Origin of the sequence: Nonomuraea sp. NPDC050790 (assembly GCF_044456745.1) — a bacterium.
GTDB lineage: Bacteria > Actinomycetota > Actinomycetes > Streptosporangiales > Streptosporangiaceae > Nonomuraea.
Genome location: NZ_JBITGF010000001.1, coordinates 1,669,447 through 1,689,276 on the forward strand (window position 1 = coordinate 1,669,447; position 19,830 = coordinate 1,689,276).

The following is a 19,830-nucleotide window of genomic DNA, read 5'->3' on the forward strand; positions in this document are numbered from 1 at the left end:
GGTGACCCTACCCTTACGGTGTAAGTGCACACAAGAGGGGCGTCACAGGTCCCGGCGGCGGAAGGACAGCGCGGCCAGGGCCAGCACGAGCACGACCCACACACCCGTCCACACCAGGTACGCCGGCGTCAGCGGCGCCCTGCTCAGGAACGGGAAGCCGCCCTCCAGCGCCGGAGCGCCGAAGCGGGCCAGCACGATCGGGTCCTGGAAGGCGTTCATGGCCCCGCGCCACAGGCCGTCGGTCGGCAGCAGGATCTGGGAGACGGTGCCGACCCTGGCCACGGCCTCGTTGCCGAGCGCCACCCCGACGCCGCCGACCACGCCCGCGATCCAGGTCGCCCCGAACAGGCCGACCGCCACGATGCCCGAGGCCATCGGCGAGATCGCCGTGGACAGCAGCAGGCCGAGCGTGAGCAGCACCGTCGTCTGCGCCGCGAGCAGGGCCAGCCCGGTCACCGGCTGCGGCGGCCAGTAGCCCACGATGAACCGGACGATGAGGAACTGCGCCAGCCCCGACGCGACCACGAACCCGCCGCCGAACACCACCAGGCCCAGCCACTTGCCCAGCAGCACCGACCACCGGTGCACCGGCCTGGCCAGCACCGCCAGCGCGACGCCCGACTCGATCTCGCCGGCCAGCGTGGGCCCGGCGAGGAAGGCGGTGCCGAGCGCGGCGATCAGGCTCATGCCGAACATCACCAGGTTGAGCATCTGGGAGGCCACCAGCTTGGCCTCGCCGGTGGTCATCGCGGCGCCGTCGAACTCGATCGTGATCATCATGGAGAAGCCCCACGCGCTGAGCCCCAGCAGCACGACCATCAGCACGCCCAGCGCGCGCAGGACCTTGCGCCTGGCCGACTCCTTGATGGTGAGGGCGGCGAGCGTGAGCACGATCTGGGCGTTCATCGGGCTTCCCCCGCCTGGTCGGAGCGGACGATGTCGAGGAGGCGGTCTTCGAGGGTGACCCGGCCCGGTTCGACCGCGTGCACGCGCACGCCGAGAGCGACCAGGTCGGCGACGAGATCGGGCACGGTGGCGGGATCCTGTTCCGTGGGCAGTTCGACGGTAAAGGCGTCCCCGCTGCGGTGGACGCGGCCGGCGGCGGCCAGCCGTACCTCGGCCTGGGGGGTGACCCCGTCCAGGCGCAGGCGCAGCTCGCGGCCGCCCAGCAGCTCGGTGAGGGTGCCGGAGGCGGCGACCCGGCCCTTGTCGAGGATGACGACCCGGTCGCAGACGCGCTCGACCTCGCCGATGAGGTGGGAGTTGAGCAGGACGGCGACCTGGCGCTCCTTCAGCGACAGCAGCAGGTCGCGGACGTCGGCGCGGCCGATGGGGTCCAGGGCGCTGGTCGGCTCGTCCAGTACGACGAGGTCGGGGCGGGCCACCAGCGCCACGGCCAGGCCGAGCCGCTGCTGCATGCCCTTGGAGAAGCCGCCCACCCGGTCGCCCGCGCGGTCGGCGAGGCCGACGAGGGCCAGGCACTCGCGCCGCTCCCGGTCGGGGACGATGACGCCGGCCAGGCTCACGTGCAGGGCCAGCACCTCGGCGGCGGTGAGCCACGGCTGGTAGCGGAAGAGCTCGGGCAGGTAGCCGACGCGGGCGCGGGCCTTCGGGTCGCGGGCCGGCCGGCCGAGCAGCAGCACCTCCCCCGCGTCCGGCCTGACCAGGCCGAGCAGCATCTTGATGACGGTGGTCTTGCCCGCTCCGTTCGGGCCGAGCAGGCCCACCACCTCGCCCCGGCCGACGGTGAGGGAGACGCCGTCGACGGCGGTCCTTCGCCGGTAGCGCTTGCGCAGGCCGGAGCACCATGCGGCCGCGGCGGGAGGCAGCCCGGTGACCAGGCGGGTCGCGGTGTCCTCGGTCATCGTTCCACCTTCAGTTCGCGGGCCACCGTCAGGACCTCTTCGCCGCTCAGCGAGCCGGCCACCACGGTCAGGACGCCGTGGTCCATCCAGACGACGGCCGCCATGGCGCCGTCGCGGGTGACGAGCAGCGTGGCCGGCAGGCCGCCGACGTCGGCGGCCGAGCTCGTCACCTTCTCGACGGTCGTGAACAGGGGCAGCGTCGTGCCGTCGCCGGAGAAGGCGCGCAGTTGCTCGGCGACGTTGTCCGGCAGGACGTTCAGCGACAGCAGGTAGTCGCGGGCGGTCTGGAACGGCACGCCGGAGGACTCCGCGGTGGGCGGCACGGCGCGCGCCACGATGAGGGCGGGCATCGGCCGGCCCGCCGACCAGGCAGCGGCCACGGCGGGACCGGCGGCCAGGCGGAACCTGTTGCCGTCCAGGCCGGGGAGCGTGGGCGGCATCGTCCTGCCGGTGGCGGCGACGGTCCTCGCCGTCTTCTCCGCCGAGAACGTCAGCACCGCGCTCACCCGGCCGGCGACGTGGTAGGAGGGCTGTCCGGTGACGCCGCGCGGCAGCGCCTCCACCCTTGGGACGGACAGACCGGTGGCCTTCTTCGCGGCGTCGGCGTCGGCGACCTGCCGCAGGTTGAGCTTCTCGATGACCCGCATGTCGCCGAGATCGGACAGGTCGGGGATCTTCACCAGGTCGGCCCGCGGGGCGACGACGGGGGTGATCTGCTCGGCCCGGAAGATCGGCAGCCACTCGGCGGCGGCCGCGGCGCTGACCCCGGTGACCAGGACGGCGGCGCCGACCACCGCGGCCACCGGACTGCGCAGCAAGGTCCGCCACCGGCGTCCGGGCCCGGCCGAAGCCAATCCATGAGCGGCCGGTGCCGACGCGAGGCCCGGGGCCGCCGCGTTCTGCCGCTCTTCCACGTGCGCGGCCGCGGAAAGGCGTTGCCAGGCGGCGTCCACGTCCACGTCCGGCGCGGCCCCCAGCGCGGCGCCCGCCAGCTCCGCGTCCCGCTGGGCGGCGCTCACCTCGGACCGGCAGATCGGGCAGCCGGCGACGTGCTCGCGATCGGCCTCGGCGACCCCGGCCGGCTCGTCGAGGAGCCGGCGCAGCGTGCCGTCACTCGGATGACGCATGACGGTTCAACTCCTTGCGCAGGGCGGACTCGGCGCGGCGCACGGTGGTGCCCACGCTGCCCGGGGACAGGTCGAGAACGGCGGCGACCTCGGCGTAGCTGAGGCCGCTGTGGCGCAGGACGAGCGCGACGGCCTGCCGGCGGGGCAGCCTGGCCAGCGCCTCGCGCACGCGGCGGCGCTCCTCGCGGGCGACGACCGCGTCGGCCACGTCGGGGCTGACGTCGGCGTCGTCGGCGGCGGCCTCCTCCCGGGTGGCGCGGCGGCGGCCCGAGCGCAGGTGGTTCAGCGCGGTGTGCGCCGCGGCGACCGACAGCCAGCCGATCGCCTCGCCCGCGGGCACCGTGGAGCGCCCGAAGGTCAGGAACACCTCCTGGGCCACGTCCTCCGCCTCGTCCCGCGAGCCGAGCACCCGGGCGGCGACCGCGACGACGCGCGGGTAGGCCGTGCGGAAGACCTGTTCGAGATCGGCCCGGACGCCCGGAGGGCTCGACACCACCGCAACGTCCTTCCACTCGGCCCGCCTGGCCACCGCGGCCGATGCGCTCCTACGATGCCTCACAACGTTCACACCTGTAGAGCACCGCCGCCGCCCGGCGTGTGACATCGGCGGCGCTTCGAGTGGGTAAAGGCGCTACGTGGCCAAGGTCTGGGATGTGCTCGTCGTCGGTGGCGGTCCCGCGGGCGCGGCGGCCGCGTTGCGCGCCAAGCAGCTCCGTCCCGAGGCGGACGTGCTGCTCGTGGACCGCGACGACTTCCCGCGCGACAAGGCGTGCGGCGACGGCATCGCCGCGCACGGCCGCGACGAGCTGGACCTGCTCGGCCTGCCCGGCCTGCTCGACGACTACCGGCCGACCCGGCGGCTGTCGGTGGTCTCCCCCGGCGGCGTGCGCGTGTCGGCGACCGTCGCGAGGCCCAACCACGTCGTGCCGCGCATGGTGTTCGACGCGCGCCTGGTCGAGGCGGCCCGCGAGCGCGGCGTCGAGGTGCGCCGCCACCGCGTGCGCGCGCTGGCCGTGCGCGGCGGCCTGGCGACCCTGGACGACGCCCTGACCGCGCGCACGGTGATCGCCGCCGACGGCGCCTACTCCTCGGTACGCCGCCTGCTGGGCGCGCGGCAGACGCCGGAGCGGCACACGGCGATCGCGGTACGCGGCTACGCCGACCTGCCCGGCGACGACGACGCCCAGCTCATCGCCATGCAGCGCTCCGGCTGGCCCGCCTACGCCTGGTCGTTCCCGATCGGCGACGGCACCGCGAACGTCGGCTTCGGCATGCTGCTGCCCCGCCTGCGCGCCACCGGCCTGCCCGGCCGCCAGGTCCTGCACGGCAGGCTCGCCGAACTGCTGCCCCACCTGCCCGCCCGCGACCTGCGCGCCCACCACCTGCCGCTGTCGCCGGGCCGGCCGGGGGCGGGCGACGGCCGGGTGCTGTTCGCCGGCGACGCGGCCAGCCTCATCAACCCGCTCACCGGCGAGGGCATCTACTACGCGCTGCTGTCGGGCCGGCTGGCCGGCGAGGCGGCCGTCACCGCGAGCGCCGATCCGCTGCCGGCCTACCGGCGCGGCCTGCGCGCGGCGCTCGGGCGGCACCTGCTGACGACCGACGTGCTGGCGCGCGCGGCGCAGTCGCCCGGCTTCATCGACGCGGCCATCGCCACCGCCGCGCGCCGCCCCGAGGTCTTCGACCTCCTGGTGGAGGTCGGCCTTGGCGCCGGTACGGTCCCCGCCCCGCTGGCCGCCGCCGTGGTGGGCCGCTGGGCCAGGACCGGGCTGGTCGCGGCGTTCAGCCGGTGAGCCTGGAGCCGTTGAGCACCAGCAGCGCCACGTCGATCCCGGCCACCACGATCGCCGCCAGGAACGGCGCCTTGCCGCCTCGCCACAGCCCCGCCCCGGTGACCGCGAGGGCCACGGCGGGGGCCGGCCAGGCGGCGGCGCCGTACACGCTGAAGGAGATCAGCGCGGTCGCGGCGAGCAGGGGCAGCGGGACGAGGGCGGCGACGCGGGCGGGACCGAGACGTTGCGGCCAGCCGCGTACGCCGGTGGCCAGGTCGTCCTTGATGTCCGGCAGGACATTGGCCAGGTGCGCGCCGAGCCCGAGCAGCGCGGCGCCGAGGACGGCCCACCACGCCGGCCACGGCGCGCCAGGCAGGCCGAGCGTGACGAAGGCGGGCAGCACGCCGAAACCGATCAGGTACGGCAGCCACGACAGCATGGTCGCCTTCAGCCCGAGGTCGTAGGCCCACGCGGCGCCGACGCCGAGCAGGTGCGCCAGCCCCGCCTGGATACCGGAGGCCAGCGACAGCGGCACGCACAGGGCCAGCGCGGCGAACGCCGCCGCGCGCACGGCGCCCGCGCTCACCAGCCCGGCCACGATCGGCTTGGTGAGGCGTCCCGAGGCGGCGTCGCGGCCGGCGTCGGCGGCGTCGTTGCACCACCCGATGGACAGTTGCCCGGTCAGGATCGCCGCCGCGACCAGGACGGCGCCGAGCGCGTCTCGCCCGCCGGCCACGGCGACGGCGGTGACGAAGGCGGTGACGGCGAGCGTCGGTCCCGGGTGACATGCGCGCGCCAGCCCGGCCACCGTTCGCACGCGCACCTCGATCCATCACGCTTTATGGGCATAGTAACCATGAAGGTGGGGCAATCTCCGGCTATGACCTGGATCGCAGCCGTTCACGGCGTGGTGCCCGCGCATCGGTACCCCCAATCAGAGATCACCGACATGGCGGCGCGGTCCTTCCTTCCCGAGGGCGCCGACCGCGGCCTGCTGAACCGGCTCCACGGCAGCGCCAAGGTCGAGCACCGCAACCTGGTCCTGCCGCTGGAGGAGTACCGCAAGCTCGACGGTTTCGGCGCGGCCAACGACGCGTTCATCCCGGCCGCCGTCGACCTGGGCGCCGAGGCGGTGTCCGGCGCGCTGGAGGCGGCCGGGCTCACCCCGGCCGACGTCGACCTCCTCATGTTCACCACGGTCACGGGTGTCGCGGCGCCCTCGATCGACGCCAGGGTGGCCCTGCGGCTGGGCATGCGGCCCGACGTCAAGCGCGTCCCGCTCTTCGGCCTGGGCTGCGTGGCGGGCGCGGCGGGCATCGCCCGCCTGCACGACTACCTGCGCGGCTGGCCCGGTCACGTGGCCGTGCTGCTGTCGGTCGAGCTGTGCTCGCTCACCCTGCAGCGCGGCGACGGCTCGGTCGCCAGCCTCGTGGCCAGCGCGCTGTTCGGCGACGGCGCCGCCGCCGTCGTCGTGCGCGGATCAGACGGTACGGCGGGCCCCGAGGTGCTCGCCACCCGCGGCCACCTCTACCCGGGCACCGAGCACGTCATGGGCTGGGAGGTGCGCGACAGCGGCTTCGGCGTCGTCCTGGACGCCGGCGTGCCCGCGGTCGTCCGCGCCCACCTGGCCGCCGACGTGGCGGGGCTGCTGGCCGAGCACGGCCTGACCATCGACGACGTCACCACCTGGGTCTGCCACCCGGGCGGGCCGAAGGTGCTCGAAGCCGTCGCGGAGACGCTCGGCCTGCCTCGGGAGGCGCTGGAGCTGACCTGGCGCTCGCTGGCCGACAACGGCAACCTGTCGTCGGCGTCCGTGCTGCACGTGCTTCGTGACACTTTGCGCAGCCGTACCCCTCCGCCGGGAAGCTATGGTCTGATGATGGCCATGGGCCCTGGATTCTGTTCCGAACTCGTCCTGCTGCGCTGGTAGCCGCACATGTTCTGGTACCCCCTCCTCATCCTGCTCGTCGGCCTCGAACGGCTGGCCGAGCTCGTCGTCGCCCGCCGCAACGCCCGCTGGAGCATGGAACGCGGCGGCGTGCTCACCGGTCAGGGCCACTATCCGTGGATGGTCCTGCTGCACACCGGCCTGCTGGCCGGCTGCCTGGTCGAGGTGTTCGCGGCCGGTCGGCCGTTCGTCCCCGCGCTGGGCTGGCCGATGCTCGCGCTCGTGCTGGCCGCGCAGGGGCTGCGCTGGTGGTGCATCAAGGCGCTCGGACCGCGCTGGAACACGCAGGTGATCGTCGTGCCCGGGCTGCCGCTGGTGCGCAGCGGGCCGTACCGGTTCGGCTGGCTGCGCCACCCCAACTACGTGGCCGTCGCCGTGGAGGGCCTCGCGCTGCCGCTCGTGCACACCGCCTGGGTCACCGCGCTGGTCTTCACCGTGCTCAACGCCGCGCTCATGGTGGTCCGCATCCGCTGCGAGAACCGGGCGCTGGCCCTGCTGGAGGAGTCCGCGTGATCGACGTCGTCGTGGCCGGCGGCGGTCCCGCCGGGCTGGCCACGGCGATCCACGCCACGCTGGCGGGGCTGCGCGCGGTCGTGGTGGAGCCGCGCAGTTCGCCCGTGGACAAGGCGTGCGGCGAGGGCCTGATGCCCGGCGGCGTGACGGCGCTGCGGGCGATCGGCGTGGAGCCGTCCGGGCGGCCGCTGCTCGGCATCGACTACCTCGACGCCTCCACCCACGCGCGCGCCGACTTCGGCCACGCCCCCGGCCTGGGGGTACGGCGGACCGTGCTGCACGCGGCGCTCGCCGCCCGTGCCGCCGAGCTGGGCGTGGAGGTCGTGACCGGCAAGGTGGTGCGGCCCGTGCACGACCGGGACGGCGTCGAGGCCGCCGGGCTGCGGGCCCGCTGGCTGGTCGCCGCCGACGGCCTGCACTCGCCGCTGCGCTCCTGGCTGCGGCTCGGGCTGCCCGACCGTGCCCCCGCCCGGTACGGCCTGCGCCGCCACTACCGGGTCGCCCCCTGGTCGGACCACGTCGAGGTGCACTGGTCGGCGGCCGGCGAGGCGTACGTGACGCCGGTGGCCGACGACCTCGTGGGTGTGGCGATCCTGAGCCGCGAGCGGGGCGGGTTCGACGAGCGGCTGGCGAACTTCCCCGGCCTGCTGGCCCGGCTCGACGGCCCGCCCGCCACGCCGGTGCGCGGGGCGGGGCCGCTGCGCCAGCGCGTACGCGGCCGGGTGGCCGGGCGGATCCTGCTGGTCGGGGACGCGGCGGGCTACACCGACGCGCTCACCGGCGAGGGACTGTGCCTGGCCGTGCTGACCGCGCGGGCCCTGGTCCGCTGCCTGGTCGAGGAGCGCCCGCAGGACTACGAGCGGGCCTGGCGGCTGCTGACCCGCAGGCACCGGCTGCTCACCGCCGCGCTCCTGACCGCGGCGCGGCGGCGGGCGTCGGCGCGGCTGATCGTGCCCGCGGCGGCCCGGCTCCCCGCGGTCTTCACCGGGGTGGTCCGGGCCCTTTCCGGCTGAGCGCCGCTCACAGGTCCTCCGACAGGAGGGTCACCAGCTCGACCAGCTCTTCCCTGCTGAGGTTGCGGCGCAGCGCCTTGGCCGCGTTCTCCGGGCGCGAGACCGGCACGCTGATCGTGCGGGGGCGGAAGCCCGCCTGGACCATGGCCGCGTTCGTGCTCAGCTCGCCGGCCACGACCTTGCTGTGCAGGGCGGGCGCGTCCTCCCGCAGCCGCCGCAACGCGGGCGTCTCCGGCCGCTCGGCCTCCTGGGCCGGCTCGGCTTCCTGATCCGGCGCGACCTCGTGGGCCGGCTCGGCGCCTTGGAACGGCTCGGCCTCGTGGAACGGCTCGGTCTCCTGATCTGGTCTGGTCGCTGTCAGCGCCTGGTCCAGCCGCGCAGCGACGTCGAGGTCGTCGGCCACCAGCGCCCGCACCAGCCCCGGCGTCACCCCGAGCCCGCGGGGCGGGTCAGCGGTGATGAACTCCAGGAGGTCGTCGTGCTCGACGAGCTCGCCGCCGGGCCCGGTGAACTCCCGCCACGCCTCGGTGTCCAGCAGCGCCCGTATCCCCTCGGCCGCCCGCGCCAGCGCCGGGCGCGCCTGCCCGATGACCGCCGACACCTCGGCCACGATCCGCCCGTGCTCCGTCACAGCTTCCCCCGCCCCCGATCGATCGGGCACCAGGGTATCGACCCTGGTCAGTCCTCGTGGTGGAAGGTGCGGCGCAGGTGCTCGGTGACGGCCGCGTGGTCCATCGGCTGGGCGCGGAAGCCTACGTACCCGTCCGGGCGGATCAGGTACGCCGCCCCCTCCCCGGCCGCGTACCGGTCACGGAACGCGCCCGCCGTGTCCCAGGCCACCGGCACGCCCAGATCGGGACGGGGCACATCGGGAGCCAGCACGACCAGGACACGGACCGGGCCCGCCGCCCACGACTCGACGTCGCCCAGCCCGGCCACGGAGCCGGCGTACAGGATCAGCGTGTGGTCCTGGAGCAGGTCGAACAGGCGGACGGGGAAGCCGAGCCCCTCGCGCGTGAGTCCCCGCGCGTCCGGCGCGCGCTCGCCCGGTCGGGGGCCGCCGTCCAGGTCGCCCGGGTGTCCGAGCGCCTGTCCGGACAGCGGGCTGCCCGGGTAGGCGACCAGGAGCTGGGCGTCGCGGGCGAGGCGGGTCGCGGCGCTCTCGCCGGGGTCGCCGATGGTCTGGGTGCGGGCGTAGCGGACCGTCCTTCCGACCACCTCCTCCCCGACCGGGCGCCGTTCCGTGTCGTAGGTGTCCAGGAGGCCGGGGGCGGCCACGCCGCGCAGGGCCAGGGCCAGCTTCCAGGCGAGGTTGCAGGCGTCCTGCATGCCGGTGTTCGCACCCTGCGCGCCGGTCGGCGGATGGATGTGGGCGGCGTCGCCGCAGACGAACGCCCGGCCGGCGCCGTACCGGCCGGCGATGCGGTGGCTGATGCCGAACAGCGACGACCAGCGCAGGTTGCCGAGGGCCGGCTTGCCGGGGATGAGCCGGTTCACGACTTCCTGGAGGCGGTCGAGGGCGGGGCCGGGGCGGTCCGTGACGATCCCGTGGCCGGGACCGCCCTCCTTCCGCAGGTCGGGCGGGGCGAGCATCGACAGCCGGTAGCGGTTGTGGCCGGGCAGCGGGACGCAGACCAGCGGGTCGTCCCCGCCGTCCGGCGTCTCGGTCAGGAAGCGCAGGACGTAGCCGGGCGGCATGGACCAGTCCACCTCGACGTCACCGAGCATGTACTCCTCGGGGAAGCGGTCGCCGTCGAAGCTCAGGCCCAGGCCGTGGCGTACCGTGCTGTGGGCGCCGTCGCAGCCGACCAGGTAGGCGGCGCGGACGGTCTCGGCCGACCCGTCGGGCCGGGTGAGGATCGCCTCCACACCGTCGGCGTCCTGGGTGAAGGCGCGCAGCTCGACGCCCCGCTCGACGGTGGTCCCCAGGCGTTCGAGGCGTTCGGTCAGGACACGCTCGACCTCGTACTGGGGCAGGGCCAGGAAGCCGTAGGTGCTGTCGGGCACCGGCAGTTCGTCGGTGCCGCTCGCCACGCCGTCGGTGAAGCGCACCTGGCCGCGCAGCCACACCCCCGCCGCGATCGCCGCGCCGGCCACGCCCATCTGCTCCCAGATCTCCAGCGTACGCGGCTGCACGCCCACGGCCTTGGCCCAGCCGGTGGGCGCGGGCAGGCGGTCGATGACGCGGCACTCCGCGCCATGGCGGCGCAGTTCCGCCGCCGCCATCAGCCCGACCGGCCCCGCGCCCACCACCAGGGCGCCCGTCGTCGTCTCCATGTCATCGCCTCCCCCGCCTCCCATTGAACGCCTCACCAGGGCGCGGGCTGAGAGCGGGGGCCCAGGTCAGCGGGACTCGGCGAGCAAATGCACGATCCCGGCCGGGTTCTTGATCCAGTGGGTCCTGCTGCCGAGGTTCTCCAGCGGTTCGACCTCGTCGATCGGGTGTACGCCGATGGCGGCCAGCTCTTCGGTCGCCGCGTCCAGGTCGTCGGTGCCGAGCTGCAGCCACAGGTCGGGGCTGCTGTAGTTGTCGACCCGGTCCAGCCAGAGGGTGTTGGGGCCGAACTTCACCGCGTGGGTCGCGGAGACGGTCGGGGCATAGCCGACATCCTCCTCCTTGACCTCGAAGCCCAGGGTGTCGCGGTAGAAGGCGACGGTGGCCTCGTACTGGGCCTTGGGGATCTTCATGGCGATGTTCAGTCCTGCGGTGAACGCGGGCTTACTCATGGTTCCTCCTTGTCGAGAACGTCCTCTTTACCGAGAACGCCTTTCTTGCCAAGCACGTCTTCATTGCCAAGCGCGCCTTCATTGCCAAGCGTGTCTTCGTGGCCGAGTGCGCCTTCGTTGTCGTGCGAGTCTTCGTTGTCGAGGGCGGCTTCCAGTGCGGCGAGCCGGTCGTCCCATCGGTGGGCGAGGCTGGACAGCCAGACCTGGGCGGCGCGGATGGGGGTGGGTTCCAGCCGGTAGGGGTGGCGGCGGCCGGTCGGCGCGGCGGCGCTGATCAGACCGGCCTCGGCGAGCAGCCCGAGGTGCTTGGCCACGGCCTGGCGGCTGATCGGCAACCGCCTGGCCAGGTCGGTGACGGTCGCCGGGCCCGCGCGGGCCAGCTCCTCCAGCAGCGCCCGCCGGGTGGTGTCGGTGAGCGCCGCGAACACCGCGACGGCCTGGGCCTCGGCGTCAGGCGGCATCGAGATGCCTGCGCAGGTCGGCCAGCTCGGCGTCCCAGCCGTGGCTGTTGGCCTGATGGGCGGAGCGCGCCACGTCGGCGGCGGCCTGCGCGAACCCGCTCTCCACCAGCCGCAACCGGGTCCCGTCCGGCACCTCCTCCAGCGTGAACTCCACCAGCGTCCGGGGCGCGTCCTCCCCCTCCAGCCCCTCGACCACCCATCGGAACGCGAACCGCCGCGGCGGCTCGACGACCGCCACCGTGGCGACCGACTCCTGATCCAGGTCGTCCCACCGGAAGTAGGCACGCCCGCCGGGACGCAGATCGATCTCGGCCACCGACCCGAACCACCGCGACAACCCTTCAGCCGTGGTCAACGCTGCCCAGACCCGCTCCACGGGATGCCGGAGCACCATCTCCCGCTCAATCGTGTTCACCACCATGCATCGCAACCTACAGGTTGCCATATCCGAAGGCAACCCAAACAAGGACACCCCACGCCCCAGGCCCCCACCACCCACCGCACCGCACCGCTCACACCCCCGCGCTGCTCGCGACGCCGATCGTTGTACGCGCGGTGCGGCGCGTTTGCCCCGAGACCCCGCAGCCCAAGGATCCTGGCGCGGTCCGTGAGCGGGCGCCCGAGCGGCGGCGGCACCGGGTCGGCATCCCAGGACCAGTGGGCTGAGCGTGGTGACCAGGGGTTGGGCGATGGACGGGGCGGGGATGGGTGCCTAACGTCGGTCGCATGCTTCCCGAATCAGCCCGCCACCTCATCCGCTACAGCGGCCAGGCCGCGTTCACCCCGGAGCTCATCGCCCGCGCCGCGGGCACGTCGGTGTTCACCGAGAGCGGCCGCGAGCTGCTCGACTTCACCTCCGGCCAGATGAGCGCGATCCTCGGCCACTCCCACCCGGCCATCGTCGCGACGGTACGCGAGCAGGTCGCCCACCTCGACCACCTCCACAGCGGCATGCTCAGCCGCCCGGTCGTGGACCTCGCCCGCCGTCTGTCGGAGTCCCTGCCCGACCCGCTGGACAGGGCGTTGCTGCTGACCACCGGAGCCGAGGCCAACGAGGCCGCGGTGCGCATGGCGAAGCTCGTCACGGGCCGCCATGAGATCGTGTCGTTCGCCCGGTCCTGGCACGGGATGACGATGGCCGCCGCCAACGCCACCTACAGCGCGGGTCGCAAGGGGTACGGCCCCGCCGCCCCCGGCAACTTCGCGCTGCCGGTTCCCGACCGGTTCCGTCCCGGCATTCTCGACGCCGACGGCGCGCTCGACTGGCGGCGGCAGCTCGACCTCGGTTTCGAGCTGATCGACGCGCAGTCGGTCGGCAGCCTGGCAGCGTGCCTGGTCGAGCCGATCCTCAGCTCGGGCGGCGTCATCGAGCTGCCGCCCGGCTACCTCGCGGCGCTGGCTGGCAAGTGCCGGGAGCGCGGGATGCTGCTGATCCTGGACGAGGCCCAGACGGGGCTGTGCCGTACCGGGGACTGGTATGCCTTCCAGCACGACGGCGTGGTGCCCGACATCCTCACGCTGTCCAAGACGCTCGGCGCGGGGCTGCCGCTGGCCGCCGTGCTGACCAGCGCGGAGATCGAGCAGAGGGCGCACGAGCGGGGGTTCCTGTTCTTCACCACGCATGTCAGCGATCCGCTGCCCGCGGCCGTCGGCAACACGGTGCTCGACGTCCTGGAGCGCGACCATCTGGACAAGCGGGCGGGTGAGCTGGGCGCGATGTTGCGCGGCCTTCTGGACGAGCTGGCCGCACGGCACGAGATCGTCGGGGACGTACGCGGGCGCGGCCTGCTGCTGGGGATGGAGCTGGCCGGTGACGAGGTGCTGGGCGCCGGTGGCGCCGACCGGCTGGGGGCGGAGGTCACCCGGCGCTGCTTCGAGCTCGGGCTGCACATGAACATCGTGCAGTTGCCGGGAATGGGCGGCATATTCCGGATCGCGCCGCCACTGACCGCGAGCGACGAGGAGATCGCCCGCGGCGCCGCCATCCTCGACCAGGCCCTCACCGACGCGGCTACGACGAGCCGCTGACGGTCATGCGCATCCGGCGGTAGTCGAACGTGACCGCGTACGGCTTGAAGAACTCGTGGGTGAAGTTCGCGATCAGGTCGAAGCCGAACTGCGCCGACTGGCCGGGGCCGGGGAGCCCGGGGAAGACCTTCTCGGCCGCGTTGCCGCGGATGTCGTGTCTGACCGCCCGCCCCAGGGCGGCCCTGCTCGCGGTGACCGGGTAGGTCTTGATCCCGAAGCGTTCCCGGGGGTGGTCGTAGTCGACGGCGAGGCCGTACTCCTCGGCGATGGCCACGGTGGTGTCCAGGGCGCTGCCGATGCCGCCGGTGTCGACGGTGACCATCCTGGGCGGGTGGTCGCCGAGGCTGCCCAGCGAGCACGGGAAGTGGTCGCCCGCCAGCCACAGCGGCAGGCCCGCCGACGCCTCGCGCGGGGCGGCGGGCGTGCGGCGGAGCACGAGGGCGCGGCCCGCGTAGTCCATGGTGGTCAAAAAGTGGTAGAAGATCGTCGTCCCGAACGCGCCCGCCGCCTGCGAGCCATCGGGCAGGGGCGGCCGCTGGGCGTCGTTCCACTGCACGGGGATGTTGCGGATCTCGATGTCCCCGATCCTGAAGGAGTCCAGGACACCCAGGTGGAGGACGACGGGGTGGGCGTCCACGATCCCGCCCTCGACGGTGGCCAGCGCGCGCAGCCCCGCTCGTTTCGCCTCCTCCATCGACAGGTCCAGCGTCGCGTAGGTGTCGAGGTAGAACTTCTGCGGACGCCCGCCGTTCACGCTGGCCTCGACGGACGGGACGGGATCGAGCGTGTGGAACGGCACGCGGGTGGCGCGCGCGCCGGACACCTTCCAGGGCGTGCCGGTGATGTGGGAGCAGACCTTGGCGAACGCCTCGTCGCGCGGCCTTCCGGTACGGCGCAGCAACGGCACGGCGGGGGCAAGCCGATCCTGGCGGACGAAGCACTCGGCCAGGCGCTGGGTGGAGGCGACGTCGCCCGGGACCAGGGCGACGGCCTTGGCCAGGTGCGCCTCGGCGGCGTCGAACCGGTTGGACAGCAGGGCGAGGTAGCCGATCCGGGCGTGGGCGTGCGCGTCCCGTGGGTCCTCGCGCAGGCGGCGGCGGTAGCCGCGTTCGGCATCGGTGAACCTGCCCTGTTTGAACAGCGCGTCCGGGTCCTCGGAGCCGGACGCCGCCAGGTCCGCTCCGGCCGCGGCGACCAGGGCCGCGGCGCCTCGCAGGAACGTGCGCCGGTCGGTGTTGAAGATCATGGTTCCTGCCTCGTGTCGTGGGCGGATCAAGGCCACACAACAGAGGCGAGGGTTAAACACGGATAAGTCAGGACCCGCAGCCCCGCCGTCAGGACGCGCAGCCTCACCGTCAGGACTCGCGCCCCACCGTCAGGACTCGCGGCCCCACCGTCAGGACTCGCGGCCCCACGGTCAGGAGTGGTGCTCGTCCCACCACGCGAGCACGCGGGTCCCCGACAGGGTCACCCACTTCGACGGCTCCCCCACCGGCACGTCGACCTCGAACCACACCTGCCCGGGATGCCGCCCGCCCTGCAGCCAGGTGCCGTCCGGACGCCGGGCGGCGCGGATGAGCTCGATCGCCTCCGCCATCCGCGGGTCCGGCTCCGTCCCGTCCAACAGTGCGGCCTCGCGGAAGTACTCGGCCGCGTTGAGCACGGTGTAACCCCATCTGACCGGGTACGCGAACCGCGCCACCCACGGCCCGACCGGCTCACCACTGGACAGGCGCCGGAACAGACCACGCCGCAGCAGATACTCCTCACCCGAGCGCCGGGCGGCCCGTGTCTCGTCGGTGCCCCCGGTCGCCGCGTCGTAGGCGAGCAGGCCCTTGAGCGAGTTGAGCGTCGAGTGGAAGGACGACCGCGTCGAGCCCTCGACCCACTCGCAGTTCCACCCGCCGTCGGGCAGCCGGTGCTCCAGGAACCACGCGACGATGCCCTCGACGTCGGCCCCGAGCCACAGGCCGTTCCCGACCGTCCAGGCGTTGATGCAGCAGTCCACCTCGCCGCCCCAGTACGGCAGGTCGTCGTACTCCCAGCGGGAGTTCTCGCCGAGCAGTTCGGCGGTACGGCGTTCGCGCAGGATGCCCGGATCCATGCCCCATTCCCGGAGCGTGGTGAGCGTCCAGGTCGTCGCCGTCCAGGGCTGCCCGTCGCCTTCCTCCCCGGTGAAGCCCTTCGGGAAGAACGCCCCGCCCGCCCACTGCCCGTCCGGATCCTGGAGGGCGAGGAGCCGGGCGCCGAAGCCCTCGGTGGCGATCCGCGCCCGCGTCGCCTCCCACACCCGCGGCGGCTCGCCCGCGAGATCGCGCTCGACCTGCCAGCGCAGCGCCGGATCGGAGTCACGCGCCCATGCGACCACATCCATGGAGGCGACCCTATCGGGGAGCTTTCCGGTCAGTCCGCGTCCTCCGGGTACTGGAAGACGTCGTCGAGCGTGACGCCCAGCGCGCGGGCGATCTTGAAGGCCATCTCCAGCGAGGGTGAGTAGCGGCCCTGCTCGATGGCGATGACGGTCTGCCGGGTCACGCCGACGCGCTCGGCCAGTTCGGCCTGGGTCATCTCGCCTCGGGCGAAGCGCAGGGCGCGGATCGTGTTGGTCACCTGGGTGGGCTTGACCATGCTCAGAAGCCCCTGCGGTAGGCGACGACACGGACGATCCCCGAGGCCAGGGCCGACAGGACGAACGTCAGGTAGAGGGCGTTGGCGATCCAGAAGTGCGCCGCCTGGGACACGGTCAGCGCGAAGACGCCGAGCACGCCGACGGACAGCACGTGGTACTCGGTGCGCTGGCCGTACCTGCGGATGGCCGCGTCGCGCTCGTCCTTCAGCCCCGCCTCCGCGGGGGCGGCGATCGCGGTGGCGACCGAGGCCACGACGTTGGCGAGGACCGCGACGCCGATGGCGGTGAGCAGGGCGGGCAGGTAGGTGATTCGGGTGACGTCGGCGCCGGGCACCTGCCGGAGGATGGCGGTGAAGTACACGACGGGCACGACGAGCGCCACCGCCGTGTACACCCAGACGCGTTTCTCCTCGGTCGACATGACGCTCCTCCGCGGGTCAGAAAGGCCGACGTGGCCAAGGTAAAGCACCTTGGACATGAGGTCAAACTTTCTTAACATCGCGATCCGGAGCGGGGGGCGATTGCGGCGGAGATGGCTGGTCTCGCCCAACCCCTGCGCGAACGCACCAGAAGGTACGCTCGGCGATGTCGCGCCGGGTCGCCGGTTGTCCCGAACACGTGTGTTCGCGCCCCCCAGACGACTACGGTTATAGGAACGTCTTATACTGAAATACCTTTCATGTATCGGCGTTCACCCATAGAGTAGGGTGACGCCGTTGAGTGGAGTTCCCGTCCGGAGATCACCGAGGTTGTGATGACGCCGCTGTCCCTGATGACCGTCAGCATGCTGCGTGGCACGCTGATCACCGTCACCGGCGAGCTGGACGCCAGCAACGTCGAACAGCTGGCCGACTACGTCGCCGAACGCCACGCCGAACCCGAGCTGCCCCTGGTCCTCGACCTGAGCGGGGTGGCCTTCATCGACAGCACCGGCCTGAGCCTGCTGCTGCACCTGAGAGCGGGCGCGGGCGAGCACGGCGGCACCCTCCATCTGGCCGGGGTGCAGCCCAGACCCGCCCGCATCCTCGAGGTCACGGGCGCCTACCGGCAGTTCAACATCCACCCCACCCTCGAAACGGCGCTGCAGGCCTCCGGTCTGGCCACCATCGACCCGACGTCATCGGCCGACATCGCCTGAGCCGTACCGCCGGAGCAGCGGCTCGGCGGGCTCCCATGCCGTGAGCCGCCCGCCGTCCTCGGCCCGCCGCCTGGCCAGGCCCGACAGCGCCTCCAGCACCACACGGCTGCCGAGCATCGCCGTCACGTCGGCGTGGTCGTGGGCGGGGGCCACCTCGACCACCTCGACGCCGACGATCGGCAGCTCGTAGGACAGGCGCCGGACCGCGTCCAGCAGTTCGCGCGAGGTCAGGCCGCCCGGCTCCGGGGTGCCCGTGCCCGGTGCCATGCCCGGGTCGACCACGTCGATGTCGACCGACAGGTACACGCCGTCGCACGCGTCGAGCGCGATCCGCGACGCCTCGCTCAGGCACGCGGCCAGGCCGCGCTCGACGATCTCGGTCATCTCGTACGAGCGCATGCCCTGCCCGGCCATCCAGCGCAACGTCTCCGGCCCCGGCCAGTAGCCGCGCAGCCCGATCTGCAGGAACCTGTCGCCCCTGGCCGCGCCCGACTCGATGAGCCTGCGCATGGGCTGACCGTGCCCTATGAGCGTGCCGTACGTGCTGTCGCCGGTGTCGGCGTGCGCGTCGAAGTGCAGGACGGAGACCCGCCCCCAGCCGACCGCGCGGGCGACGCCGGTGACGTTGGGCAGCGCGATCGAGTGGTCGCCGCCCAGCACCAACGGGATCTTGCCCGCCGCCGCGACCGTGTGGACCGCCTCTTCCAGAGCGGCGTGGGCCGCGTGGGCGTCGCCGCTGAACATCATCACGTCGCCCGCGTCCTTAACCCGCAGGTCCAGCAGCCCGTCCACGCCGAGGGCCAGCGACGGCCGGGCGCCGTCGTGTTCCAGATAGCAGGCCTGCCGGATGGCGCCGGGGCCGAAGCGGGCACCGGCGCGGTAGGAGGTTCCGCCGTCGTAGGGGGCGCCCAGGATGACCACCTCGGCCTCGCTCCAGGAGGCCGGGTCGTCCAGATCGCAGGCGGGCACGCCGAGAAAGGTGAGGTCAGGACCGAACATCGCGCCGAATCGGGTCATGCCCGCATCCTCACAGCCCCGCCTCCCCCGCCAGAACACCCCGATTTTCGGCACCTCCTCCATACGCCCTATGAAGCCTCCTAACAGCCCCGCATCGAACACCCGACCCGGGCAGAGGCCGGAGTCCATACGAGCTATGGAGGAAAGGTGGTCAACTCGCCGTACCTGGACAGCGTCGAGGCCAGGTCGGTCCGCTCGCCCCGCAGGGTGGCGCCCAGGAACGCGGCCGACACCTCGGAGGTCAGGCGCGGCCCGGCGGCGCGGCCGGAGGAGCCGATCAGGGAGGGCAGCGGCGGCAGGTACAGCGGGGCGTCGGTGAAGGTCAGGTGGGCCGAGCCGGGGACGATGAGCCGATAGCCCGTCGCCCGGCTGAGCTGGAGCACCCGGGTCAGCCGGGAAAGATAGTCCTGCTCCTCGCCCGGCGCGATGGCGTGCGTCAGCGCCAGCACCGGCTGGCGGAACTCCCGTGCCGCCGGGTCGCGCGGATAGCCGTCGAGGACGAGCACCGCCGCGAACCTGCTGTCCTGCCGGGCGGCCTGCAGCGCCGCCGCTCCACCGAGCGAGTGGCCGGTGGCCGCGGCGCGCGACAGGTCGAGCCGTCCGGCAAGCGGCCCCTGGATCTCGCCGCCGTGCATCCGGCCCAACTGGGTGAGGACGAAGCCGAGGTCGCCCGCGCGGATCGCCGTCCATCCCGCCGCCCGCCGCGCGTCCTCCGCGTCGTCGCCGGTGGCCGCGAGCCGGGTGCGTACGGCCCTGCCGTCCTCCAGCACGACCAAGGCCGAGTCGTAGGGATGGTCGATCCCGGCCACGACGTACCCCCGGCTGGCCAGATCCTCGGCCCACGCGGTGTTCTGGGTGCGCACGCCGCCGAGCCCCGGCGAGAACAGCACGACGGGAAACCGCTCACTCCCCCGCGCCACCGGAGCCTCCGGCGTGGACCGCGCGTGGGCGCGCGCCACCTCGTCCAGCATGAACCCGGGCACCCCGAGATAGCCCGCCGCCCCCGCCGCCACGAGCCGCGCCTCCTGCGCCGTGCGCCCGAGATAGCGGCTCCGCCGCGTGCCCGTGGTGTCGCCGGAGGGGTACCAGAGCTGGACCACGACCGTGCGCCGGTCGCCCGGCTCGGCGGTGAAGGTCTCCGGCCGGTCGGCGTCGGTCCACTGCACGACGGTGGTGCCCACGGCGTACGCCCCCGGCGGCTTGGGGAACACCGGCGACGGCAACGCCCACGACGCCCCCGCACCCCCCACGACCAGCCCGAGCCCGGCCACCGCCGCCGGCACGGCCACCCACCACCGGGTCCTGCGCACGGGCCGCCCCGCCCGCTCCCGCCACCGCACGAACACGGCGGCGGCCAGCGCCACTCCCCCGGCGGCGAGCACGGGAACCAGCGGCCAGCGCAGCCCTGACACCGCCAGCACCAGCGCGGACGCCGCGAAGACGGCCCCGGCCGCCGTCGCGACCGGCCGGCGCGCGGGCGGCGGCAGCCAGCGCGCCAGGACCAGCGCCACGGTGGCCAGCACGGCCAGGATCTCCAGAAGGGACAGCCCGAGAAATGTCACGCGTTCATTCTTCGGATGACCGCCTGGCAG

The 19,830-nt window shown here is 73.6% G+C and carries 22 protein-coding genes; 6 read left to right on the plus strand and 16 right to left on the minus strand.

Annotation, left to right across the window (positions count from 1 at the left end):
• Positions 1 to 42 precede the first annotated feature (42 nt).
• The 4 genes from ACIBEJ_RS07475 to ACIBEJ_RS07490 are packed head-to-tail and all read right to left on the minus strand — an operon-like array spanning position 43 to position 3,551.
• Complete coding sequence (locus ACIBEJ_RS07475; RefSeq protein ID WP_397181770.1) at positions 43 to 906, minus strand: ABC transporter permease; 864 nt, start codon at positions 904 to 906, stop codon at positions 43 to 45.
• A complete protein-coding gene (locus tag ACIBEJ_RS07480; RefSeq protein WP_397181771.1) occupies positions 903 to 1,865 on the minus strand; it encodes an ABC transporter ATP-binding protein in 963 nt (320 codons plus the stop codon). Before ACIBEJ_RS07480 ends, ACIBEJ_RS07475 begins: the two co-directional genes overlap by 4 nt.
• Positions 1,862 to 2,992 carry a hypothetical protein gene (locus ACIBEJ_RS07485; RefSeq protein WP_397181772.1) on the minus strand — a complete coding sequence of 377 codons (1,131 nt, stop codon included), beginning with the start codon at positions 2,990 to 2,992 and terminating at the stop codon, positions 1,862 to 1,864. The genes ACIBEJ_RS07480 and ACIBEJ_RS07485 overlap by 4 nt, the downstream gene beginning before the upstream one ends.
• Positions 2,976 to 3,551 carry a sigma-70 family RNA polymerase sigma factor gene (locus tag ACIBEJ_RS07490; RefSeq protein ID WP_397181773.1) on the minus strand — a complete coding sequence of 192 codons (576 nt, stop codon included), beginning with the start codon at positions 3,549 to 3,551 and terminating at the stop codon, positions 2,976 to 2,978. Before ACIBEJ_RS07490 ends, ACIBEJ_RS07485 begins: the two co-directional genes overlap by 17 nt.
• 76 nt (positions 3,552 to 3,627) lie before the next feature.
• On the opposite strand from ACIBEJ_RS07490, the gene ACIBEJ_RS07495 reads away from it, so the two are divergent.
• Positions 3,628 to 4,785, plus strand: a complete 1,158-nt coding sequence (locus tag ACIBEJ_RS07495; RefSeq protein ID WP_397181775.1) for an NAD(P)/FAD-dependent oxidoreductase — start codon at positions 3,628 to 3,630, stop codon at positions 4,783 to 4,785.
• On the opposite strand, the gene ACIBEJ_RS07500 is transcribed toward ACIBEJ_RS07495, so the two are convergent.
• A complete protein-coding gene (locus ACIBEJ_RS07500) occupies positions 4,775 to 5,587 on the minus strand; it encodes a UbiA family prenyltransferase (protein ID WP_397181776.1) in 813 nt (270 codons plus the stop codon). The two genes, ACIBEJ_RS07495 and ACIBEJ_RS07500, sit on opposite strands and share 11 nt — an antisense overlap.
• A 57-nt stretch (positions 5,588 to 5,644) precedes the next feature.
• On the opposite strand from ACIBEJ_RS07500, the gene ACIBEJ_RS07505 reads away from it, so the two are divergent.
• The 3 genes from ACIBEJ_RS07505 to ACIBEJ_RS07515 are packed head-to-tail and all read left to right on the plus strand — an operon-like array spanning position 5,645 to position 8,238.
• Positions 5,645 to 6,694 (plus strand): type III polyketide synthase, encoded by a 1,050-nt coding sequence (locus ACIBEJ_RS07505; protein WP_397181777.1) that lies wholly within the window; start codon positions 5,645 to 5,647, stop codon positions 6,692 to 6,694.
• Between the two features lie 6 nt (positions 6,695 to 6,700).
• A complete protein-coding gene (locus ACIBEJ_RS07510; RefSeq protein WP_397181778.1) occupies positions 6,701 to 7,225 on the plus strand; it encodes an isoprenylcysteine carboxyl methyltransferase family protein in 525 nt (174 codons plus the stop codon).
• Positions 7,222 to 8,238, plus strand: a complete 1,017-nt coding sequence (locus ACIBEJ_RS07515; RefSeq protein WP_397181779.1) for an NAD(P)/FAD-dependent oxidoreductase — start codon at positions 7,222 to 7,224, stop codon at positions 8,236 to 8,238. Before ACIBEJ_RS07510 ends, ACIBEJ_RS07515 begins: the two co-directional genes overlap by 4 nt.
• A 7-nt stretch (positions 8,239 to 8,245) precedes the next feature.
• Here the strand turns inward: ACIBEJ_RS07515 and ACIBEJ_RS07520 are convergent, their stop codons facing one another.
• From ACIBEJ_RS07520 to ACIBEJ_RS07540, 5 genes are all read right to left on the minus strand, one after another.
• Positions 8,246 to 8,869, minus strand: coding sequence for a hypothetical protein (locus ACIBEJ_RS07520; protein ID WP_397181780.1), 624 nt, complete (start codon positions 8,867 to 8,869; stop codon positions 8,246 to 8,248).
• 47 nt (positions 8,870 to 8,916) lie between these two features.
• Entirely contained in the window at positions 8,917 to 10,515 is a 1,599-nt protein-coding gene (locus tag ACIBEJ_RS07525; RefSeq protein ID WP_397181781.1) for an FAD-dependent monooxygenase, read from the minus strand.
• A 66-nt stretch (positions 10,516 to 10,581) separates the two neighbouring features.
• Complete coding sequence (locus ACIBEJ_RS07530) at positions 10,582 to 10,965, minus strand: VOC family protein (RefSeq protein ID WP_397181782.1); 384 nt, start codon at positions 10,963 to 10,965, stop codon at positions 10,582 to 10,584.
• Positions 10,962 to 11,426 (minus strand): ArsR/SmtB family transcription factor, encoded by a 465-nt coding sequence (locus ACIBEJ_RS07535; RefSeq protein WP_397181783.1) that lies wholly within the window; start codon positions 11,424 to 11,426, stop codon positions 10,962 to 10,964. Before ACIBEJ_RS07535 ends, ACIBEJ_RS07530 begins: the two co-directional genes overlap by 4 nt.
• Entirely contained in the window at positions 11,416 to 11,847 is a 432-nt protein-coding gene (locus tag ACIBEJ_RS07540; RefSeq protein WP_397181784.1) for an SRPBCC domain-containing protein, read from the minus strand. The genes ACIBEJ_RS07535 and ACIBEJ_RS07540 overlap by 11 nt, the downstream gene beginning before the upstream one ends.
• Before the next feature lie 305 nt (positions 11,848 to 12,152).
• On the opposite strand from ACIBEJ_RS07540, the gene ACIBEJ_RS07545 reads away from it, so the two are divergent.
• Positions 12,153 to 13,454, plus strand: a complete 1,302-nt coding sequence (locus tag ACIBEJ_RS07545) for an aspartate aminotransferase family protein (protein ID WP_397181785.1) — start codon at positions 12,153 to 12,155, stop codon at positions 13,452 to 13,454.
• On the opposite strand, the gene ACIBEJ_RS07550 is transcribed toward ACIBEJ_RS07545, so the two are convergent.
• The 4 genes from ACIBEJ_RS07550 to ACIBEJ_RS07565 all read right to left on the minus strand — a co-directional run bounded on the left by ACIBEJ_RS07550 (position 13,438) and on the right by ACIBEJ_RS07565 (position 16,504).
• On the minus strand, positions 13,438 to 14,700 hold the full coding sequence (locus tag ACIBEJ_RS07550; RefSeq protein WP_397181786.1) for a tetratricopeptide repeat protein: 1,263 nt from the start codon (positions 14,698 to 14,700) through the stop codon (positions 13,438 to 13,440). The genes ACIBEJ_RS07545 and ACIBEJ_RS07550 overlap by 17 nt on opposite strands.
• A gap of 171 nt (positions 14,701 to 14,871) precedes the next feature.
• Positions 14,872 to 15,828 (minus strand): squalene cyclase, encoded by a 957-nt coding sequence (locus ACIBEJ_RS07555; RefSeq protein ID WP_397181787.1) that lies wholly within the window; start codon positions 15,826 to 15,828, stop codon positions 14,872 to 14,874.
• Between the two features lie 29 nt (positions 15,829 to 15,857).
• Positions 15,858 to 16,082: a helix-turn-helix transcriptional regulator gene (locus ACIBEJ_RS07560; protein ID WP_397181788.1), complete on the minus strand. Its 225-nt coding sequence runs from the start codon at positions 16,080 to 16,082 to the stop codon at positions 15,858 to 15,860.
• A gap of 2 nt (positions 16,083 to 16,084) precedes the next feature.
• Positions 16,085 to 16,504, minus strand: a complete 420-nt coding sequence (locus tag ACIBEJ_RS07565; protein WP_397181789.1) for a hypothetical protein — start codon at positions 16,502 to 16,504, stop codon at positions 16,085 to 16,087.
• Positions 16,505 to 16,837: 333 nt separating this feature from the next.
• On the opposite strand from ACIBEJ_RS07565, the gene ACIBEJ_RS07570 reads away from it, so the two are divergent.
• Positions 16,838 to 17,221, plus strand: coding sequence for an STAS domain-containing protein (locus ACIBEJ_RS07570; protein ID WP_397181790.1), 384 nt, complete (start codon positions 16,838 to 16,840; stop codon positions 17,219 to 17,221).
• Here the strand turns inward: ACIBEJ_RS07570 and speB are convergent.
• Both speB and ACIBEJ_RS07580 read right to left on the minus strand, forming a co-directional pair.
• Positions 17,201 to 18,238 carry an agmatinase gene (gene speB, locus ACIBEJ_RS07575; protein WP_397181792.1) on the minus strand — a complete coding sequence of 346 codons (1,038 nt, stop codon included), beginning with the start codon at positions 18,236 to 18,238 and terminating at the stop codon, positions 17,201 to 17,203. The two genes, ACIBEJ_RS07570 and speB, sit on opposite strands and share 21 nt — an antisense overlap.
• A gap of 134 nt (positions 18,239 to 18,372) precedes the next feature.
• Positions 18,373 to 19,800, minus strand: coding sequence for an alpha/beta hydrolase family protein (locus tag ACIBEJ_RS07580; RefSeq protein WP_397181793.1), 1,428 nt, complete (start codon positions 19,798 to 19,800; stop codon positions 18,373 to 18,375).
• Positions 19,801 to 19,830: the final 30 nt, after the last annotated feature.

Bases quoted from the DNA above. Each gene is read 5' to 3' on its own strand.
- ACIBEJ_RS07485 (WP_397181772.1), bottom strand. From the start codon at position 2,992: ATGCGTCATCCGAGTGACGGCACGCTGCGCCGGCTCCTCGACGAGCCG.
- ACIBEJ_RS07570 (WP_397181790.1), top strand. From the start codon at position 16,838: ATGACGCCGCTGTCCCTGATGACCGTCAGCATGCTGCGTGGCACGCTG.
- ACIBEJ_RS07480 (WP_397181771.1), bottom strand. From the start codon at position 1,865: ATGACCGAGGACACCGCGACCCGCCTGGTCACCGGGCTGCCTCCCGCC.
- ACIBEJ_RS07550 (WP_397181786.1), bottom strand. From the start codon at position 14,700: ATGATCTTCAACACCGACCGGCGCACGTTCCTGCGAGGCGCCGCGGCC.
- ACIBEJ_RS07565 (WP_397181789.1), bottom strand. From the start codon at position 16,504: ATGTCGACCGAGGAGAAACGCGTCTGGGTGTACACGGCGGTGGCGCTC.
- ACIBEJ_RS07525 (WP_397181781.1), bottom strand. From the start codon at position 10,515: ATGGAGACGACGACGGGCGCCCTGGTGGTGGGCGCGGGGCCGGTCGGG.
- ACIBEJ_RS07475 (WP_397181770.1), bottom strand. From the start codon at position 906: ATGAACGCCCAGATCGTGCTCACGCTCGCCGCCCTCACCATCAAGGAG.
- ACIBEJ_RS07545 (WP_397181785.1), top strand. From the start codon at position 12,153: ATGCTTCCCGAATCAGCCCGCCACCTCATCCGCTACAGCGGCCAGGCC.
- ACIBEJ_RS07540 (WP_397181784.1), bottom strand. From the start codon at position 11,847: ATGGTGGTGAACACGATTGAGCGGGAGATGGTGCTCCGGCATCCCGTG.
- speB (WP_397181792.1), bottom strand. From the start codon at position 18,238: ATGACCCGATTCGGCGCGATGTTCGGTCCTGACCTCACCTTTCTCGGC.
- ACIBEJ_RS07535 (WP_397181783.1), bottom strand. From the start codon at position 11,426: ATGCCGCCTGACGCCGAGGCCCAGGCCGTCGCGGTGTTCGCGGCGCTC.
- ACIBEJ_RS07530 (WP_397181782.1), bottom strand. From the start codon at position 10,965: ATGAGTAAGCCCGCGTTCACCGCAGGACTGAACATCGCCATGAAGATC.
- ACIBEJ_RS07505 (WP_397181777.1), top strand. From the start codon at position 5,645: ATGACCTGGATCGCAGCCGTTCACGGCGTGGTGCCCGCGCATCGGTAC.
- ACIBEJ_RS07560 (WP_397181788.1), bottom strand. From the start codon at position 16,082: ATGGTCAAGCCCACCCAGGTGACCAACACGATCCGCGCCCTGCGCTTC.
- ACIBEJ_RS07555 (WP_397181787.1), bottom strand. From the start codon at position 15,828: ATGGATGTGGTCGCATGGGCGCGTGACTCCGATCCGGCGCTGCGCTGG.
- ACIBEJ_RS07510 (WP_397181778.1), top strand. From the start codon at position 6,701: ATGTTCTGGTACCCCCTCCTCATCCTGCTCGTCGGCCTCGAACGGCTG.